Source organism: Pseudotenacibaculum sp. MALMAid0570 (assembly GCF_040151415.1).
In the GTDB taxonomy this organism is placed as follows: Bacteria; Bacteroidota; Bacteroidia; order Flavobacteriales; family Flavobacteriaceae; genus Polaribacter.
On record NZ_JBDKWF010000047.1, the window covers coordinates 77912 to 97902 of the forward strand.

Sequence of the window (19991 nt, forward strand, 5' to 3'; positions counted from 1 at the left end):
GTTAAAATCTCATGCCTAAACGGAAATTTAGGATACGTCCAGATAAGAAATTAGGAACTCCAAATTGATTTTTTGTAGCAACATCTCTCACCCAAGTATTTGTAATAGAGTTTTGTATGTCAAACATATTAAAGAGCTCTAATCCTGCGGTTAATTCTCTAAACTGTCTAAGCCAGCCAGTTTGTACAGGTTTTTTAGCATCGGTAAAAACGTATAAGATTCCAAGATCTGCTCTGCGGTAGTCACGCAAACGATTTTGAAAATCATAAGGATCTGCATAGGCAGGCGCGCCTCCTGGAACCCCAGAATTGTATACTAAATTTAAATAAGCTTTTAGATTTGGAATACTAGGAACATAATCCTGAAATAAGATACCCAATTTAAAACGCTGATCAGTTGGACGAGCAATATAACCGCGGCCATTGTTGTTTTCTTCAGTTTTTAAAATTCCTAAACTAATCCAGCTTTCATTTCCTGGAACAAACTCTCCATTTAAACGAACATCAATTCCGGTTGCATAAGCTTTTGTATTGTTATTAGCTTGATAACGTATTCTAACGTTATCTACAACATAAGAATTCACATCAGATAAACTTTTATAATATACTTCTGTAGTTAACTTAAAAGGTCTATCCCACATAGTAAAACTATAATCGCTTCCAATTACAGCATGAATAGACTTTTGCGCTTTGACATTCGGGTTGATGTTTCCATCAAAACCTCTTAATTCTTTGTAAAAAGGAGGTTGAGAGTAGGAGCCGCCTGAGATACGAAACAACACGTCCTTTTCCCAATCAGGCTTAATAGCAAATTGTGCTCTAGGACTTATAATAAATTGATTAACAGCTGAATTGTTGTTAGCTTTCACACTCCAAGATTGTCCGCGTAAACCAACATTCCACCAAATTTTGTGATCTCCCCAAAATCCTCTTTTACTGTACTGTACAAAACCAGAAATACGATTGATAGTCAATTCATTTTGCGTTCTCACGCTTTGAAAAGGAACTATAGGTCCTGTGAAAGGAGTATAAGGTTGATCGTTGATGAAGCCTAATCCTGTAGGACGAATAGAAAACCCTAAAGAATCAATTACTTCGAATTCACGAATACGATCTTTTATGTCTTCACTTTGATATTTAATACCAAAATCTAATTGATTTTCATCTTTTTTATACGTTCCGCGAACTTGAATATTACTGATTAAGGCATCTAAATCATTTCGAGAATGATTCAATTGAGATCCAATTCCTTGCGAAGAAGTTACTTCTCCAAAGGTTTCTGAACCTATATTAGAATCTACTTCTCCTAAATTGTAGGATGCAGCAATATCAAAATATTCTTCTTCTTGTGTATTGTATGTAGATATGGTAGCTGTTAGTTTAAGATCATCACTAACTTGGTAATCTGCACTTAGTGCTCCAAACATTGTTAAATACTGATCTCTTTCTTGTCCTTCATAAAAAACAATTAATTCTAAAGGATCACTAAGCGTTCCAAAACGAGTACGTCGTGTTACTGGTTGATAATCATAATCATTTAATGAGAAATTGCCTAAAAAATTAAAGGTCCATTGTTCATTATGCTTATAGGATAAGAAGCTTTGAACGTCTGTAAATCGCGGTCTAAAATTCGTTTCTATTTGTTTACTGTTTACAAACAAACTATTATCTCTATAACGAATTCCTACGATGGCACTCAACTTATCATTTAACAATAAATCTTCTATAGTAATACTTCCTCCTAATAAACTACCATCTATAGCTAAAGCAAATTCTTTCGGTTTTCTATAAGTAATGTCTAGCACAGAGGAGAGTCTATCTCCATATTTTGCTTGAAATCCTCCTGCAGAAAACTTAATGTTTTGCACCATGTTTGTATTCACAAAACTCAATCCTTCTTGTTGTCCAGAGCGAATTAAAAATGGTCTGTAAACTTCAATTCCATTTACATATACCAAGTTTTCGTCAAAGTTACCACCTCGAACGTTGTATTGTGTACTTAGTTCGTTATTATTGCTTACACCAGGAAGTGTCATTAGTATGGTTTCTACACCTTTGTTAGCTCCTGGAATTTTGGTAACTGTTTTTGCATCAATACTTATTTCTCCTGTGGCATCTTTTTTATCGTTTTTAACTACAACCTCATCCAAAACTTCAGAAGTAGCTGTTAAAATAGGAGAGAAGCGAATAATAGTTCTCTTTTTAGCATTAAATTCTTTAGTAAGAGTTCTGTAGTTGACAGAGCGAAATGTAAGTGTAATTGTTTTATTGAGAGGAATACGTATTTCATAATACCCTTTACTATTGGTAGTAGTACCAACAGTTCCGTAACTTACAGATACGTTTTCTATAGATTGGTTTTGTTTGTTCTTAACAATCCCTCTAACAATAGTGGTTTTTTGAGCCCAGATCAATGCTGGAAATAACAATAATAAGAGTGTTAGTTTTCTCACGTAATTTATCAGTCCTTACTTTCTATAAAACGTAGCAGTATAAGTATTCGTATTTCCTACGTTGTCAGAAACTACAAGTTTAAAGATATGTTTGCTACCTACCAATTTTTTATCGCGAAAATCATACGATAATTTTTTCTTTTTTAAATCATATTCCATTAAAACCCATTCATCATCAATATAAGCTTGGTAAGATTTGATTCCAGATTGAGCATCAGAAACACGAATAGTCAAGTAATTATGATTGGTCATCCAACTTCCATTTTTAAAATTAGGGTTGTAAATTTTAGGCTTTTGACTGTCAATGAGTAAAGTATAATTGCCTAAGGTCTTTGTTGTAGTAAATACTTTTCCTTTTCTCTTACGTGTATTTTGGTAATTAGCATACTTTTTATTGTTTACATTGGCAATGTATATATGTTCTAAATCTTTTTGTTTATATCTTGTAGAATCGAAAGTAATTGTAAATCGTTTATCAAGAGGAATATTTGGATAGTGTATTTTGGCAACATCATTTAGCACATCAAAATCTAAATAAACATCTTCATAAAATGTATTCTTAGGAAAGGCAATCGTTATTCCATCCTTAGAGAATTTTTGAAAGTTTTTTGCTATAACCTTGTAGTTTGTTGTGTCTGGTGGTTTGGTAAAAAGAACTTCACTTTTTTTACCAATCACAGGAATCTTTACTTTGGTTGTATTTCCATTAAAGTCTTTAATAATAATTTGAACATTATAATTTAAACCCTCTTGAACTTCAATAATACCATTGTTGAGAAGGTTTTCATAGATACTTAATTTATTTGCTTTCTCTCTATATGTTTTTTGAATTCTACTTTTATATTTTGCAAAATGAGGGTAATCAATCAAAAGGTTGATGAATTTACTCTCAGCAAAAGAAAAAGTCTCTACATCATGGTAATAGTAACGTTTTCCATTTACCTTCATTTCTATGCTATAAACCCCATTTTTATTCAAAGCTTTACCTAATCTATCAAAAGTGTTTATTCCAAAACTAATCTTTCCACTAGCTGTAATACGATTTGTCACATAGTTACTTCCTACTTTTTTTAATGGAAGAATTAACTTTTTATTGTTGCTATTTATTCTAGCACTTTTATTGATAGGATACCCCATAAGTTTAGAAACAGTTGGAGTAATACTATCCTGTACACGTAATCCAAACAGCATAGGATTAATAATATGTTCTGTTTTTGTATCCCTTATTTCATAGTGAAGATGAGGAGCAACAAATCCGCCAGTACTACCTGAGTAAGCTATAATTTGACCTTTTTTTACAGGAATTTCTCCTTCTTTTGGAAAAATATTACCAGTTTCATAGCTCTTCTTTTTGTACTGAACATTCTTTACATATTCTTGAATACCATCTCCGAACTTACTTAAATGAGCATATACCGTAGTATAACCGTTTGGATGTGTTACATAAATTACTTTTCCATAACCCCAAAGTGCAACTTTAATACGAGAAACATAACCATCAGCCGTTGCATAGACTTTTAGCCCGTTTCTTCTTTTGGTTTTGATATCCATGCCAGCATGAAAATGGTTATTGCGTAACTCTCCAAATGTTCCAGACAATATAATGGGAATGTCTAAAGGACTTCTAAAATAATCAGTTGGATATTTCTTTTGAGAAAATCCACTGAAATTTGATAGAAGAAATAATAGAAGAAAATATCTTTTCAATTCTAGAAATTTTTAACGAAAATAGGAAAAGTATTCAAACATTTATGTTAAGAACTTAACGAATGTTTTGTTGATTACTTGTGAAAAGCAAAAAAACAGTTGTGATTTAAAAAACAGAATACTAACTTTGTTCGTATAGTTTTATTGATAAAAGCTGAATGAGTAATACGGTTGAAGCAATTCATTTACTGGAAGATAAGCTAAAGAGCTTACTTTCTAACTATGAATTTTTAATGAAAGAAAACGAGATTTTGCTTCAAAACACGTCGAAATTACAACGACAACTTTTAGAAAAGGAACAATTTATAGAGCAGCAACAAAAAGAATATAATCTGCTTAAAATTGCAAAAACTATAGAAGGCAGTGATAATAGTACCAGAGATACAAAACTCAAAATAAATGCTTTAATTCGAGAAATCGATAAGTGTATCGTTCAATTGAGCGAATAAATTTAAAGTTCATTCTTATAGTGGCAAAATTGAAAATTAATTTGGTAATAGCAGGTAGAACTTACCCTTTAAGTGTTAATAATACACAAGAAGAAGAAGGAATGCGAAAAGCTGCAGCCAGTATTAATGATCTTATCAGTAGATACGAGCAAAATTATGCCGTGAGTGATAAGCAAGATGTTTTAGCTATGTGTGCATTGCAATTTGCATCAAAACTAGAAATATCAAATTTAAATAAAGAAGCCACAGATACAGAAGCATTAGATAAAATCAATGAACTCACCAAATTAGTGAGTAATCATTTAGAATAAGTTCTTTAAAATACATAGATATACTGCCTACATTAGTAATTTGTTTGATAAACTCAACGCTATTCTATTATGAAGGATAAGTCTTAGTTGCTAAAGCAAGCCTTAGATGTTTACATCAGGAGGATCCTTGATCAACTAGTTAGTCCTAAACTTGTCATAATGGAGTTTATATAAACCCTGCTGATGTAGGCTTTTTTTATACAATTAAATCAAAATTATGGATGGAATGATACTTCCCATAGCTGTGGGAGTTATAGGATTAATTATAGGTTTTGTGATAGCAAAGTCTTTAGAAAAGACAAAAGCAAACAAAATCATAGCAAGTACTAAGAAAGAAGCTAATACACTCTTAAAAGAAGCAAGGGTTGAAGCAGAAGCATTAAAAAAAGATAAAATATTACAAGCAAAAGAAAAATTTATAGAGTTAAAGGCTGAACATGAAAAAGTAATTTTAAGTAGAGAGAAAAAAATCTCCGATGTAGAAAAAAGAGCAAGAGATAAAGAATCTCAAGTTCAGTCAGAAATAGATAAAAACAAAAAATTAAATAAAGCTTTAGAGCAAAAAGAAAACGATTTAACATACAAATTAGAATTCTTAGACAAGAAGGAAAATGAGTTAGAGAAGATGCATAAAAGACATGTAGATCTTTTAGAGCAAATCTCTGGTTTCTCTGCTGATGAAGCTAAAAAAGAATTAGTAGCGTCTTTAAAAGATGAAGCTAAAACCGATGCAATGGCCTTTATTCAAGAAACTGTTGAAGAGGCAAAACTAACTGCACAACAAGAAGCTAGAAAAGTAGTTTTAAATACCATTCAAAGAGTAGGAGTAGAACAAGCAGTAGAAAACTGTGTTTCTGTTTTTAATTTAGAGTCTGATGACGTTAAAGGAAGAATTATTGGTAGAGAAGGAAGAAACATTAGGGCTTTAGAGGCTGCAACTGGTGTTGAAATTATAGTTGATGATACACCAGAAGCTATCATACTGTCTTGCTTTGATCCAGTTCGTAGAGAAGTAGCTAGATTATCAATGCATAAATTGGTTACAGATGGACGTATTCATCCAGCTCGTATTGAAGAAGTAGTTAAGAAAACCGAAAAACAGATTCAGCAAGAAATTATTGAAGTTGGAAAACGTACAGTAATTGATCTTGGAATCCACGGATTACATCCTGAATTAATTAAAACTGTAGGAAGAATGAAGTACCGTTCATCTTATGGTCAGAACTTATTACAGCATTCAAGAGAGGTTGCTAACCTTTGTGGTATTATGGCATCGGAACTTGGTTTAAATCCTAAGCTAGCTAAAAGAGCAGGACTATTGCATGATATTGGTAAAGTTCCAGAAACTGAAAGCGAGCTTCCGCACGCATTGCTAGGAATGCAATGGGCAGAAAAATATGGTGAGAAGAAAGATGTTTGTAATGCTATTGGTGCTCACCATGATGAAATTGAAATGAAGAGTTTGATTGCTCCAATCGTTCAAGTTTGTGATGCTATTTCAGGAGCTAGACCAGGTGCAAGACGACAAGTCTTAGACTCTTATATTCAACGTTTAAAAGATCTAGAAGAGATTGCATTTGGATTTACTGGAGTTCAAAAAGCCTATGCTATTCAAGCAGGACGTGAGCTTCGCGTGATGGTAGAAAGCACCAAAGTAAATGATACAAAAGCTGCTGAGTTATCTTTTAACATTAGTCAAAAGATACAGAACGACATGACATATCCTGGACAGGTAAAAGTCACCGTGATTCGAGAAACTAGAGCAGTAAATGTTGCTAAATAATTCACGATTTAAAGTTTAAAACTAAAGGCGACTGAGAATTCTCGAAGTCGCCTTTTTCTATTCCTATTAACTTTTTGAAAACTTAATTTATTGAATACTCGTTATAGGGTTGTATATATTTATTGAAATTTAAATACGAATTCTGAATATCAAATATATCTAACCTCTTCTTGGGTGAAATTTCTCGACAACTTCTTTTAAGTAACTATTGTCTAAATGAACATAAACCTCAGTAGTTGTAATACTTTCATGACCTAACATTTGCTGAATAGCTCTTAAGTCTGCGCCTCTCTTTAGTAGGTGAGTTGCAAAAGAATGACGTAATGTATGTGGGCTAATTTTCTTATTTAAATTAATTTTTACAGCAAGATCCTTTAAAATCATAAAAATCATTTGTCTGCTTAATCCTTTTCCTCGTCTATTTAAAAACAGTGTGTCTTCAAATTTTTTATCAACATTAATATGAGATCTTAAATCTTTGATATAAAAAAGAATATATTTCTGTGCTTGTTGATGAATAGGAACAAAACGTTCTTTATTACCTTTCCCTAAAACTCTTATAAAACCCTCATCAAAAAATAAATCTGAAATCCTAAGAGTTACAGTTTCGCTTACACGTAAACCACAACTATACATAGTTTCAATAATTGTTCTATTTCTCTCACCTTGAGGCTTGCTAAGATCTATAGCTTTAATCAAATTGTTTATCTCATTTTCTGATAAAGTATCTGGTAATTTTCTGCCAATTTTAGGAGTTTCAATTAAATCTGTAGGGTTTGTTTCTCTATAGTTTTCAAACACCAAATAATCAAAAAAACTTCGTAAGCCAGATATTATTCTGGCCTGGCTTCTTGGGTTTACCTTTTTAGCAATCTCGTAAATAAATTGTTGAATAGTTTCATCATTAATCTTAATAGGAGAGAAGGCAATTTCTTTTTCCTCTAAAAAAATGAGTAGTTTATTAATATCACGTCCATAATTCTCAATAGTATTTTCTGAGAGTCCTCTTTCTATTTTAAGATAGAGTTGATAGTCTTTTATGGCGTGGTTCCATTTCACTTGATGAAAGTAATCAAAAAAGAAATGTAGCATAAAAAAAATGATGTCAAATTATTATTAAATCTTTCAATAATGAAGTTGTTTCTCTTGTTTCTTTTATGAAATTATTCCTACTTTCGTGATATGAAGCTTATCATTATCAACGGGCCAAATCTAAATCTGTTAGGAAAAAGAGAACCTGAAGTTTACGGTTCTCACTCTTTTGATGATTTATTTGTCGATTTAAAAAAGAAATACCCACAAATGGAGTTAGAATACTACCAATCAAATATTGAAGGTGAGTTGATAGATAAATTACATGAAGTTGGATTTGATTATGATGGAGTTATTTTAAACGCAGCTGCTTACACACATACTTCAGTGGGTATTGGCGATGCCGTAAAGGCTATTGATACTCCTGTAGTTGAAGTTCACATTTCTAATGTACACTCAAGAGAAGATTTTAGACACAAAAGTTTTATTGCTGCTAATGCAAAGGGAGTTATTTTTGGTTTTGGTTTAAAAAGTTACGAGTTAGCCATTCAAAGTTTCTTATAGTTTGAGAATCATTTTGATATTTGATCTTTCATAATGAACATCTTTCTCTAATTCTACTTCTTCAAAACCTACTTTTCTATAAAGATTAATTGCAGGAGTTAATATTCTGTTAGAATAAAGTTTGATTTTTTCCCATCCTTGTTCAGTAGAAAACTGAATACATTTATCCATTAACTTCTGACCAATTTTTAACCCACGATACTTAGGAGATACAGCCATTTTACTTAGTTCATAACATTCTTTATTATTGATGAGAGCTACTGTACCCACAATTTCGTCGTTAAACTTTGCAAAGAAAATATGACCATCATTGTCTATGATATAAGTTTTTGGATTCTCAAGAACTTCTTTATCATAAGGTTCAACATAAAAATAAGCTTCTAACCATTCGATATTCAAATCACAAAATTCGTTACTATAACTAGAGTCAAAATCAATAATTTCTACTTTATCTCTTATTCGTTGCATAATTCTTTCATATAAACTTTTTTCTTGTTGTCTGTTTTCCGTTAACCTAATATGATTCATAAAAGAAGTTGGTTCTCTATCAATTAATGCAGTAAGTTCTTCTTGCATAATTTTCCATACAGGTTCTAGTTTTTGAACAAGAGTTTTACCACTTTCAGATAAAGAAATGAGTTTTTTTCTTTTATCATTTTTATCAGCCGAGACTACTATTAATCCTTTTTTGATGAGAATATTAACAAATTGGGTAACGGCTGGTTGTGATATCTGAAGCAATTGAGTTAGTTCACCGATACTAATAATTTTTTCATCACTTACTGTTTTGAATATGGGAAAAAGAGAAGGGTCAAAATCTATATATAAACTCTTGTAAACCTTTTTTACATCACGCATTAATGTATCGCTAAGTCTTTTCATTCTTGAACCAAACCCAAGTTCTTGTAATTCTAAAAATTTATCCATAACTATTTATATAAGTACTTATGCAAATATATAAAACTCTTGATTAAGAACAAGAGTTAATAGTAAATTAAATTTTTGAATCTATTAAAGAGATCATTTCATTTTCTAATGAAATAGCCTTATCATAAACTGTTTTTGCATCGGAAAGTATTTTGTCGGCAAAATCTCTGTCTTTAATATCTTTAGCATTAATACGTACATTAAAGTAAGCTCCAATTACTGCTGTTCTTGCACATAAAGCCCCAACGCCAGCATCAGATAATGAATTTTGTAAACCTTTTTCAGCCATTTCTTTCATTACTTCCATAGAGTTACAAGCTGTTTTCATCACTCTAAACGGAATTTCAGTGGCGTACTTAGTTGCATTTTCAATAGCTTGTCTTCTTGCAGTTTTCTCTTCGTCGTTAGATTTAGGCATTCTAAAACCATCTATAATTTTATTAAAAGCGTTTGTGTCTTCATCAACCAAGAAAAGCAACTCATTTTTATATTCTTGTCCTTTTTGAGCCCATTGAGAATAATATTCCCATTGATCATCCCATCCAGGTTTATGAGCAGATAAATTAGCTACCATGGTTCCTAAAGAAACTCCTAATGCTCCTACATATGCAGAAATAGAACCACCACCTGGAGCCATAGATTCAGATGCTGTTTCCTCAGCAAAACCTTTAACTGAAAAGTCTATTAATTTTTTATCAGCATTGGCACTCATTACATATTCTATAATTCTTTCTTGAGGGTTAAAAGGTTTTAAATCATCTAGACCTAAAGACTTCACAGCTATCTTTATTTTTTCTGATTCGCTAATTCCGAGAGAACGTTGCTGCTTTACCAAGAAATAATCAGCAGCATCCAACATAGCTTGTAAAGGGACTAGCCCTACTAATTCAGATCCTGTAACCCGCAAACCTCTTTTTTGAGCAGATTTAACAGTTTCATCAAAAGCTTGATGCATTGATGTGATGCTTATATTAGTTAGATTATAAGAAATTTGTGCGATTCCATACTCTTCAATATACCATCCAATTCCCTTAACAGCTTTTAACTTACCTGGAACTCGAACAGCTTCTCCATTTTCATCCAACACTTTTTTTCCAGTAATCGGATTTCCTTCTCTTTTAACTCTACCAGCTTCTCTAACATCAAAAGCAATGGCGTTGGCACGTCTAGTAGAAGTTGAGTTAAGATTTACGTTATAAGCAATTAAAAAATCTCTAGCAGAAATTGCTGTTACACCAGATTTTTTTACTTGATCATTATATTTTTCTGGACCAAAATCTGGAGTCCAATTTTGATCTGATAACTTTTGCTCTAAGCCTTCATATTCACCAGATCTAACAGTTGCAAGATTCTTACGATCTTCTTTTGTAGCAGCATTCTCATAAAAATATCCAGTTATTCCTAACTCATCTCCAATTCTTTTTCCTAATTGGTGAGCATATTTAGCGGTCTCCTCCATAGAAATATTAGCGATAGGAATTAACGGGCAAACATCTGTAGCACCAAATCTTGGGTGTTCTCCAGAATGTTTACTCATGTCAATTAATTCTGATGCTTTTTTTATCAACAAAAAGGCAGCATCAATTACTTTTTGAGGTTCTCCAACGAAAGTAATAACTGTTCTATTGGTAGCTTTTCCTGGATCAATATCCAAAAGTTGTACCCCATCTATTTCTTTAACAACATGAGCAATTTCATTGATTTTTTGAATGTCGCGCCCTTCGCTAATATTAGGAACGCACTCTATAATTTGTTGATTCATTTGGTTTGTTTATTTGGTGTAAATGTAGTTGATATAAAACTTGATTCAAAATGTTAAAATGTGGTAAAATAATCTATATTTGTTTATAAGAGATTTAAGAAAAATAACTCTTCATAATTATCAACCACCCTTCAATTATGTTCCGTTTTGTAAATAGACTTTATTCAAAGAAAATTTCATCAAAAGGATTGGCAATTTTTAGAATTCTATTCTCTTTGAATTTATTCTTTGAAGTATTGCACATATTCAAACATAAAGAGTTGTATTATGACCCGATTCCTTTTTTAGAGGCTAACTACATAGATTTCGGAATTCCTTTGGTAGTTTGGATGTTTGTATTAATACTTTTAATTCTTGGAAAGTATACGAGAGTATCTGCGATTTTAAATTACATCTTTATTGTATTCTTCTTATCACCACACGTTTATTTTGAATACCACATGGATTATGCTTATGCAGGAATAGGCTTTTTAATGATTTTATTTCCAATAGCACAATCATACTCATTAGATAACCTTAGCAAAAGATTAAAATATTCTAATACAAAGCAGTTTTATAAACCAGAAGACAAAGTAAGTGTTCTCTACTATTATATTTTAATTTTTTTAGGAGTAGGTATTGTATATCTTGATTCTATTTATGCTAAAGTGCATTCTGAATCTTGGATGAATGGCCTTGGTCTATGGATGCCAGCCTCACTACCACAAGTAACTTTAATTGCCCCTCATTGGTTGTTAAATCAAAAAGTAATAGTGCTATTTTTAGGATATTTAACATTTGCTTTTGAAATTGTATTTCCTTTCTTTTTTTGGGTAAAAAGATTAAGAATTTTCTTCGCTATCATAGGAGTAGGTTTACATATAGGAATATTTTTAATTTTTCCAATACCGTATTTCGGATTAGGTGTAACAGCTTTGTATGTTTTATTAATACCAAATATTTACTGGGAGAGATTAGCTGCTAAATTGAAGTTTAAGAAATCTAAACTGACTTTCTTTTATGACAATGAATGTCCACTTTGTGCTCGTACAAAAACAATTGTTGAGTTTTTTGATTTTTTTGGAGCCGTAAATTTTCAAAGTGTTCAAGTGCATGGCTTTGAAAACGAAGTATTGAAGAATATTTCTAAAGATAAACTTTTAGCAGATATGCACACTGTTGATAGAAAATCAACAATAAGAGTAGGCGTAGCTTCTTATAGAAAAGCATTTTTATATATCCCTGTGTTCTTTCTGTTAGGTCTGATTTTATACATTCCCGGTATATATCATCTTGCAAAGAAAATATACGGATATATAGCTAAAAATAGAGAACTTGAAAGGTGTACAGAAGATAGTTGTGGGTATACACCGCCAATTATACCTGTGGCATCTGATGATATTCTTCTATTAAAAAACCTGAAAGTTCAAGATGTTCGAATTTTTGGATTGAAGTTGATGTTGGTGTTAGTTGTGTTATTACAGTTAAACGGTCGTTTTGGACCATCAGCGCTCAATAAAATATCTTCAGTTTCAGCATCTTTTGGAAGTTTTTTAGAACCTATACAGATAAATACTCACGTATATGCTACTAAATTGTTTGGAATTACACCACATGGAGTTTTTGTAGATGGACATTTTAAAGGACAAGATTATATTCACACTATGACATATAAAGGAGAATTTTTGCCAATGATCCAGCAAAATGGACAGCCAGGTAATTACCTCAGAGGAGGTTCTTGGGTGAATTATGTTTTTAGAGTTGATAGACCTTTTGGAACATCAAACAGTTCGGATTTAGAAAAAGGATTGATTCGTTATAGTTCATTTTGGGTGCACAAGAATGGTTTAGGAACCGATAGTATTGAATTTGAAATTATTAGAAAAAAAGTAAAAGTGGCTTTCGAATGGGAGAAAGATAGACTTAAAAATAATCTAGCTACTCCTTGGGAAAAAATAGGTAAGTTAGTTTGGAAAGATAATAACGCAAGTTTGATTTTATATTAAGAAATGACAGTATCTATACTTCAATCCAACTACATTCCTTGGAAAGGTTATTTTGATCTTATTGCAAGATCAGATGTATTTGTTATTTATGATGAAGTACAATACACTAAGAATGATTGGAGAAACAGGAATAAAATTAAAACAAGCAACGGGCCACAATGGTTAACTATTCCTGTAAAACAGTCATCATTAGATCAAAAGATATACGAAACAGAAGTGCTAAAAACTAATTGGTACAAGAAGCACATCAATGCATTGCAAACTAATTATGGGAAAGCTCCGTATTTTAAAGAATTTATGGAAACACTTAAACCAATATATGAAAGAGGAGAAACCAATTTAAGTACTATAAATAAACATCTAATTGAAGTAATCTGCGAAATTTTAAACATAGATACTGAAATTATAGATTCTAGAGATCTTAATTTACAAGGTGGAAGACAGGAACGTTTAGAAGATGCTTGTAGAAAATTAAAAGCTGATCGATATTTAAGTGGAAATGCAGCAAAATCTTATTTAGATGAACAAAGATTTGAAGCAATAGGAATAAACGTCGATTGGATGGATTATAAGGGATATAAAACATACAATCAATTATATCCTCCATTTGTCCATGAAGTTACTATATTAGACCTAATTTTTAATGAAGGGGAAAAGGCAAGAGAATTTTTAAATTACTAACCAAAATTTCTATATGACATTATCTGTTGTATCTACATTATATAAATCTAAAAACTTCCTTGAGGAGTTTATTGAGGTTATAGAAAAGTCTATAGAAGAGTTAGCAATTGAAAAATATGAATTGGTTTTTGTAAATGATGGTTCTCCCGATGAATCTGTAGATTATTTACTAGAGTTACAAGAAAATAACAACCGAATCAAAGTAATTGACCTCTCTAGAAATTTTGGCCATCATTATGCTATTCAGGCTGGGTTAAAGTATGCCACAGGAGACTATGTTTTTTTAATAGACAACGATTTAGAAGTTTCACCTGATGTATTACTTACGTTCTTTCAAGAGATAAAAGATGATGAAAATCTAGATGTAGTTTATGGCTATCAAGAAAACAGAAAAGGAAGCTTTTTAGAAAAATACTTAGGAAAGCTTTTTTGGATATTAATTAATAAACTGTCTGACACTAAGATTCCTCATAATATCCTTACAGAACGATTAATGACAAAGAAATATGTTGAAGCATTGTTAAGTTTAAATGATGCCAACCTTTTTTTGGGAGGAATGATGCACTGGGTAGGTTTTCAACAGAAAGGAATCCCTATCAAGAAAAGACAACGTCAAGGGCAGAGTACATATTCATTTCGTAAGAGAGCAGAACTAATGCTTCAAGCTATTACATCTTTCTCTGGTAAACCTCTTGTGTATTTATTTTACTTTGGAATTACAATCTCAATTTTCAGTGTGATTTTTATTGTATATCTCATTGTACGAAAACTTATATATATGGATGAAGTTCAAATAGGTTGGACTTCATTAGTAGCTGTAAGTATATTTATATTAGGAATCTTATCAACTTTCTTAGGAATTATAGGAATATATCTATACAAAGTTTTTATTCAGGTACAAGGTAGACCTAATGCAATTGTGAAGAGAGTTTATGAAAAAAAATAAGCTTAGATAAAGAAATGGATTTAGAAAATATAAGAGGATATTATAAGGATAAAATTAAAGCTCACGGTACGGGGGCTGAAGGTATGGATTGGAAAAATGAAGATACCCAGTACCTAAGGTTTGAAATGTTGGCAAAATATATCAACTTTGAAAACAATCCATCAATTCTTGATGTAGGTTGTGGTAGCAGTGAATTTTTAAATTTTTGTCAGAACAATAAACTTTCATGTCAATATCAAGGAATAGATGTAGTTGAAGAAATGGTAAATGAATCTAATAATAGATTTGGAGAAGGAACGGCTATTTTAGGGGACCTAAACAGTATTGATGAAGACCTAGAATTTGATTATTCGATAGTAAGTGGAACATTCAATTTAAAATTAGAACAAACAGAGGAAGATTGGAAAGATTTCTTTTATGGAAATCTTACGAAGATGTTCAAAATAAGTAAAAAAGGTATTGTTTTCAATTGCATGACTCAACATGTAGATTGGAAATATGATCGACTTTTCTATCCTAATTTATCTGACTTAACAAGTTTTATCGTTAAGAATTTGTCAAGAGATTTTATAATTGACCATTCTTATGATCTATATGAAATGACTGTGTATGTCTCAAAATAAACAAGAAAAACTAATCATAGTAGGTACGGGAGATTATGCTCTTATGGCTCATTTTTATCTGAAGGAGTCATATGAAATTGTTGGCTTTTCTGAAGAAACTGCTTACAAAAAGAAAGAAGAAATTTTAAATATTACTAACTATGATTTTGAAGAGCTAACTCAAGTTTTCAAACCTGAAGAGGTTAAAATTTTAGTAGCAGTTGGCCCCAACAAAGTAAATACCGTTAGACAAAGATTATATGAAGAAGTTAAAGCAAAAGGATACAATTGTATAAGTTACATACACCCTGATGCTTATGTATGGAATCATAGCAAAGTAGGAGAGAACTCTTTCATTTTCCCTAATGTAACTGTAGAACCTTTTGCCGAAGTTGGAAATAATTGTATCATGTGGAGTGGAGCAATATTAGCTCATCATTCAACATTAGAAGATCATTGTTTTATGGCACCGGGAGCTGCTGTATCTGGAAGATCTGTTATTAAAAGCAATTGTTTTATAGGTATTAATTCAACGGTTAGAGATAATGTAGTTGTTGCAGAAAAAACTATTGTAGGTGGTGGGGCAATTATCAAAAAAGATACAGAGGAAGACGGAGTTTATTCGGCAAGAAAGACTGATTTATATAACAGCAATAGTAAAAACACAAAAGTGTAGTTCATGTATATTCCTTTTAACAAACCTTATTTAACAGGAAAAGAAACACTTTACATAGAAGAAGCAGTAAAGTCTGGGAAAATATCGGGAAATGGTATGTTTACTCAAAAATGCCAGTCTTTTTTTGAAAAAGAATATGGTTTTAAGAAAACTTTACTCACAACATCTTGTACAGATGCTTTAGAGATGTCTGCTATTTTACTGAATATCCAAGAAGGAGATGAGGTGATCATACCTTCTTATACATTTGTGTCTACAGCTAATGCATTTGTACTGAGAGGAGCAAAAGTAGTCTTTGCAGATTCTAAACCAAATCACCCAAATATAGATGAAACCAAATTAGAATCACTTATTACATCCAAAACAAAGGCAATTGTAGTAGTGCATTATGCCGGAGTAGCTTGCGAAATGGATACAATTATGAGTTTGGCAGATAAGTACAATTTATTTGTTGTTGAAGATGCTGCACAAGCAATTGATTCTTACTATAAAGGAAAACCTTTAGGTGGAATAGGGCATTTATCAACTTTTTCTTTCCATGAAACCAAGAATATTCAGTGTGGTGAAGGTGGTTTGCTTGCAATCAATGATGATAGATTTGAAGAAAGAGCCGAGATTATTTGGGAAAAAGGAACCAATAGGTCTGCATTTTTCAGAGGAGAAATAGACAAGTATGGTTGGGTTGATATCGGCTCATCTTTTTTACCTTCAGATGTAACAGCAGCATTTTTATGGGCTCAATTAGAAAGCTTAGAATCTATACAAGAAAAGAGGAAATCTATCTGGAATTACTACAAGGAGAATTTACAATTCTTGAAAGAATATGGAGTTAAATTACCAGAAACTCCACATTATGCTACAAATAATGCTCATATGTTTTATTTGATTTGTAATTCTATAGAAGAAAGATCAGGATTAATAGCTAAGCTTAAAGAGCACGATATTAGCTCTGTTTTTCATTATTTAAGTTTACATAAAAGCCCTTTTTTTAAAAATCAGTATCAAGGTGAAGAATTAGAAAACTCTGATTCTTTTACTTCTACTTTAGTAAGATTGCCCATGTTTTATGAATTAAGTAAACATCAAATAGACTTTTTAATAGGTAAGATAAAAGCGTTTTATGAAGGGTAACTTGATGAACATATTAACCAAAACAAATTTTGTAGTAACCAGCTTATTACTTTTTTGTTATGGAGTTATAAGATATAAAATTATTTTTCTAAGACCAGAAGGGAAAGGTGATGAGAATAGCTTTTTAGAAATGTTTAATTTTTATTTAGAAAATGGATATTCTGAAGCACTAGCAGAAGGAAACTCCATTCTTTTTAATGTAACATCATCATTTGTAAACCTTTTTGTTTCTGACCCATTATTTTCTCTCAGAGTTACTAGTCTTCTCTTTGGAATTTTGACTATGTACATGATATTAAAGATTCAAAAGAAGTTTTTCCCTTTCCAAAACAAAAGCTATAGAAATTTAGCATGGATTACTTCATTGAATGTGTTTATTGTGAGTAGTATTATATTTTCAGGAATAAACGATTCAATCCTATATTTTTTAACATCACTTTTCTTTTATTTTTTCTTACATCTTACTCAGAATAAAAATTCTTTTAAATACTACATATATATAGGCGTTATTTTTGGTCTAATGCTAATTACACGTAAGTTCGGAATTATCTATTTATTACCGATTTCGGTAGTTTTCTTAATGTTTTTTAAGAAGGAACGAATTCAATGGTTGCAAATGTTAAAAGGAGTTAGTTTTATGTTTTTAAGTACAATAGTCATCGTTGTAGCAGCTAATTTTGCAAATATAACTCAAGGAAAAAGCCTTTCTTTTCATGAGAAGAAACTAGATAATGAGATTAACTGGGTGCAGTTGCAATATCTAACTGCAATAAAGAATAGTCAAGGTGAATTAGCTTATGGAAAACATGTAAGTATTGATGAGACTAAAGAGTACCTCAAAGAGAATGGACTGAATTCATTACCAGAAAATTCGGTAACTAGCTCTATGTTTTTTGATCTAGGTTTTACAATAAAACAGTTTTTTAAAAATGTATTAATTCAAATAGTTCCTATTTCTAGATTGACTGGAATTTTAATCTTTTTAATCATTTTGAGCATCATTTTTAACATAAAAAATAGAATAAAACTTTCATTACCAAATAAACAGTTCATACTACTTTTTAGCACAGTATATATTTTGGCTTTGTGTTTTATAGTGATAAGTTATGTAGAACCCAGATGGTATATTAGTGTTTTAGCGCTATTACCTTTGCCTATTTTAAAGATGATGGAAAAGAGTTTAGAAAAAAATAAACGCAAAGAAGTATTCAATTTTTTAATAGTTAATGCATCGTTGTTAATTTTTGTAGCTATGAATATGAAGTACGTAATTACAAATTTTAAAGTTATTATCTGATTATAGTTGTATGAAAGAAGATAAATGGATCATAGAAATTACTCCAAAATCTAATTTATTAGATTTTAATTTTAAAGAGGTATGGAAGTACCGTGATTTATTGATGCTCTTTGTTAAAAGAGATGTAATTACTTTATACAAACAAACGATATTAGGCCCTTTATGGTATTTAATTCAACCTTTGTTAACATCTGTAATATTAACTTTAATCTTTAACAATGTGGCAGGAATTGTACCTGAAAAAGGAATCAATCCTTTCTTGTTCAACTTGGCTGGAGTAACTACTTGGAATTATTTTAAAGAGTGTTTAACTGCTACATCAGATACATTCAAAAAGAATGAACAAATCTTCGGAAAAGTATATTTCCCCAGAATCATAATGCCTTTGTCTATTGTAATTTCAAATCTTCTAAAGTTTGGAATTCAATTTGGAATTTTCATCGCATTTTACCTTTATTATGCTTTTATAAAAGGAGATCAAGTAGCACCAGATACTACTTATGTTTTCTTTTACCCATTGATTATTTTATTCATGGGAATGTTGGGATTAGGACTGGGAATGATTATTTCATCAATGGTAACAAAATATAGAGATTTAAGTTTTTTGGTAGCTTTTGGAGTGCAATTACTGATGTATATTTCAGCCGTAGTATTCTCAATAGGTTTGGCAAAAGAAAAGTTGCCGGATTATGCATGGTTGGTAGAGTATAACCCCTTGGCTTATCTGATAGAAACAAGTAGATTGATGTTGATTGGTTCTGGAGAAGTAACGCAATTTGGACTTATTTATACAGGCTCATTTTGTATTGTAACCTTATTGATTGGAATTTTGATTTTTAATAAAACAGAAAAAAGTTTTATTGATACGATTTAATTATGCCTGACACGATTTTAAAAGTAGAAAATATATCAAAACAATATAGGCTTGGACTTATTGGTTCAGGCACCATAAGCCATGATTTGAATCGTTGGTGGCATCGAATTCGTGGAAAACAAGATCCATTTTTGAAAATTGGAGAAGCAAATGACAGGTCATCAAAAGGGAACTCGCAATACGTTTGGGCTTTAAATGATATTAGTTTTGAAGTAAAAAGAGGTGAGGTGCTAGGAATCATAGGAAAAAATGGCGCAGGAAAATCTACACTTCTTAAAATATTATCTCAAGTTACTAGTCCAACTATGGGCTCTATAAAATCTAAAGGAAGAATTGCATCACTTTTAGAAGTCGGAACAGGATTTCATCCAGAAATGACAGGAAAAGAAAATATTTTCTTGAACGGAGCTATTTTGGGAATGACAAAAAAAGAAATCAAATCCAAACTAAGTGAGATTGTTGAGTTTTCAGGCTGTGAACGTTATATAGATACTCCTGTAAAAAGATATTCCAGTGGAATGAAAGTTCGATTAGCATTTGCTGTAGCTGCGCATTTAGAGCCTGATATTTTGGTTGTAGATGAAGTATTGGCTGTAGGAGATGCTGAGTTTCAAAAAAAGGCTATCGGTAAGATGAAAGATATCTCTAATGCCGATGGAAGAACAGTGTTGTTTGTAAGTCATGATATGACAGCCATAGAAAATTTATGTGATCATTCTATTTTACTTGAAAATGGACGTTTAAAATCTCATGGTAAGACAGACGAAATTGTTAGGCAATATTTAAGCGATAGTAAAGAGAGCTATGTAATG

General features: G+C 31.3%; 17 protein-coding genes, 1 other RNA gene and 1 pseudogene. 14 read left to right on the plus strand and 5 right to left on the minus strand.

Features of this window, described 5'->3' with window-relative positions:
- Position 1: 1 nt before the first annotated feature.
- Both AAON49_RS06800 and AAON49_RS06805 read right to left on the minus strand, forming a co-directional pair.
- Positions 2–2452, minus strand: coding sequence for a TonB-dependent receptor (locus AAON49_RS06800; RefSeq protein WP_349553609.1), 2451 nt, complete (start codon positions 2450–2452; stop codon positions 2–4).
- Between the two features lie 15 nt (positions 2453–2467).
- Positions 2468–4159 (minus strand): M23 family metallopeptidase, encoded by a 1692-nt coding sequence (locus tag AAON49_RS06805; protein WP_349553610.1) that lies wholly within the window; start codon positions 4157–4159, stop codon positions 2468–2470.
- Between the two features lie 158 nt (positions 4160–4317).
- Between AAON49_RS06805 and AAON49_RS06810 the strand changes: the two genes are divergently transcribed.
- The 4 genes from AAON49_RS06810 to rny all read left to right on the plus strand — a co-directional run bounded on the left by AAON49_RS06810 (position 4318) and on the right by rny (position 6702).
- On the plus strand, positions 4318–4608 hold the full coding sequence (locus tag AAON49_RS06810; RefSeq protein ID WP_349553612.1) for a coiled-coil domain-containing protein: 291 nt from the start codon (positions 4318–4320) through the stop codon (positions 4606–4608).
- A gap of 20 nt (positions 4609–4628) precedes the next feature.
- Positions 4629–4919, plus strand: coding sequence for a cell division protein ZapA (locus tag AAON49_RS06815; protein WP_349553613.1), 291 nt, complete (start codon positions 4629–4631; stop codon positions 4917–4919).
- Positions 4920–4970: 51 nt separating this feature from the next.
- A non-coding RNA gene (gene ssrS / locus AAON49_RS06820) (6S RNA) lies at positions 4971–5087 on the plus strand.
- 49 nt (positions 5088–5136) lie between these two features.
- Positions 5137–6702, plus strand: coding sequence for a ribonuclease Y (rny, locus tag AAON49_RS06825; RefSeq protein ID WP_349553614.1), 1566 nt, complete (start codon positions 5137–5139; stop codon positions 6700–6702).
- A gap of 159 nt (positions 6703–6861) precedes the next feature.
- Here rny and xerD read toward each other — a convergent pair whose 3' ends face one another.
- Positions 6862–7761: a site-specific tyrosine recombinase XerD gene (xerD, locus tag AAON49_RS06830; protein ID WP_349554023.1), complete on the minus strand. Its 900-nt coding sequence runs from the start codon at positions 7759–7761 to the stop codon at positions 6862–6864.
- A 123-nt stretch (positions 7762–7884) separates the two neighbouring features.
- Here xerD and aroQ point away from each other — a divergent pair, with 123 nt between their 5' ends.
- Entirely contained in the window at positions 7885–8298 is a 414-nt protein-coding gene (gene aroQ, locus AAON49_RS06835; protein WP_349553615.1) for a type II 3-dehydroquinate dehydratase, read from the plus strand.
- Here the strand turns inward: aroQ and AAON49_RS06840 are convergent.
- Together AAON49_RS06840 and ftcD are read right to left on the minus strand one after the other, a co-directional pair.
- Positions 8293–9225, minus strand: coding sequence for a bifunctional helix-turn-helix transcriptional regulator/GNAT family N-acetyltransferase (locus tag AAON49_RS06840; protein ID WP_349553617.1), 933 nt, complete (start codon positions 9223–9225; stop codon positions 8293–8295). The two genes, aroQ and AAON49_RS06840, sit on opposite strands and share 6 nt — an antisense overlap.
- Before the next feature lie 67 nt (positions 9226–9292).
- Positions 9293–10987 carry a glutamate formimidoyltransferase gene (ftcD, locus tag AAON49_RS06845; RefSeq protein WP_349553619.1) on the minus strand — a complete coding sequence of 565 codons (1695 nt, stop codon included), beginning with the start codon at positions 10985–10987 and terminating at the stop codon, positions 9293–9295.
- 137 nt (positions 10988–11124) lie between these two features.
- Between ftcD and AAON49_RS06850 the strand changes: the two genes are divergently transcribed.
- The 9 genes and pseudogenes from AAON49_RS06850 to AAON49_RS06890 form a co-directional block, all read left to right on the plus strand.
- A complete protein-coding gene (locus tag AAON49_RS06850; RefSeq protein WP_349553621.1) occupies positions 11125–12972 on the plus strand; it encodes a DCC1-like thiol-disulfide oxidoreductase family protein in 1848 nt (615 codons plus the stop codon).
- Between the two features lie 3 nt (positions 12973–12975).
- Entirely contained in the window at positions 12976–13653 is a 678-nt protein-coding gene (locus AAON49_RS06855; protein WP_349553622.1) for a WbqC family protein, read from the plus strand.
- A 13-nt stretch (positions 13654–13666) separates the two neighbouring features.
- Complete coding sequence (locus AAON49_RS06860; protein WP_349553624.1) at positions 13667–14599, plus strand: glycosyltransferase family 2 protein; 933 nt, start codon at positions 13667–13669, stop codon at positions 14597–14599.
- A 14-nt stretch (positions 14600–14613) separates the two neighbouring features.
- Entirely contained in the window at positions 14614–15222 is a 609-nt protein-coding gene (locus tag AAON49_RS06865; protein ID WP_349553625.1) for a methyltransferase domain-containing protein, read from the plus strand.
- Complete coding sequence (locus AAON49_RS06870) at positions 15209–15877, plus strand: acetyltransferase (protein ID WP_349553627.1); 669 nt, start codon at positions 15209–15211, stop codon at positions 15875–15877. Before AAON49_RS06865 ends, AAON49_RS06870 begins: the two co-directional genes overlap by 14 nt.
- Positions 15878–15880: 3 nt before the next feature.
- On the plus strand, positions 15881–17008 hold the full coding sequence (gene rffA, locus AAON49_RS06875; RefSeq protein ID WP_349553628.1) for a dTDP-4-amino-4,6-dideoxygalactose transaminase: 1128 nt from the start codon (positions 15881–15883) through the stop codon (positions 17006–17008).
- Positions 16998–18305: a glycosyltransferase family 39 protein gene (locus AAON49_RS06880; RefSeq protein WP_349553630.1), complete on the plus strand. Its 1308-nt coding sequence runs from the start codon at positions 16998–17000 to the stop codon at positions 18303–18305. The genes rffA and AAON49_RS06880 overlap by 11 nt, the downstream gene beginning before the upstream one ends.
- Before the next feature lie 10 nt (positions 18306–18315).
- A complete protein-coding gene (locus tag AAON49_RS06885; protein WP_349553632.1) occupies positions 18316–19179 on the plus strand; it encodes an ABC transporter permease in 864 nt (287 codons plus the stop codon).
- Positions 19180–19181: 2 nt separating this feature from the next.
- Positions 19182–19967, plus strand: a pseudogene (locus AAON49_RS06890) (ABC transporter ATP-binding protein); the annotation flags it as partial.
- Positions 19968–19991: the final 24 nt, after the last annotated feature.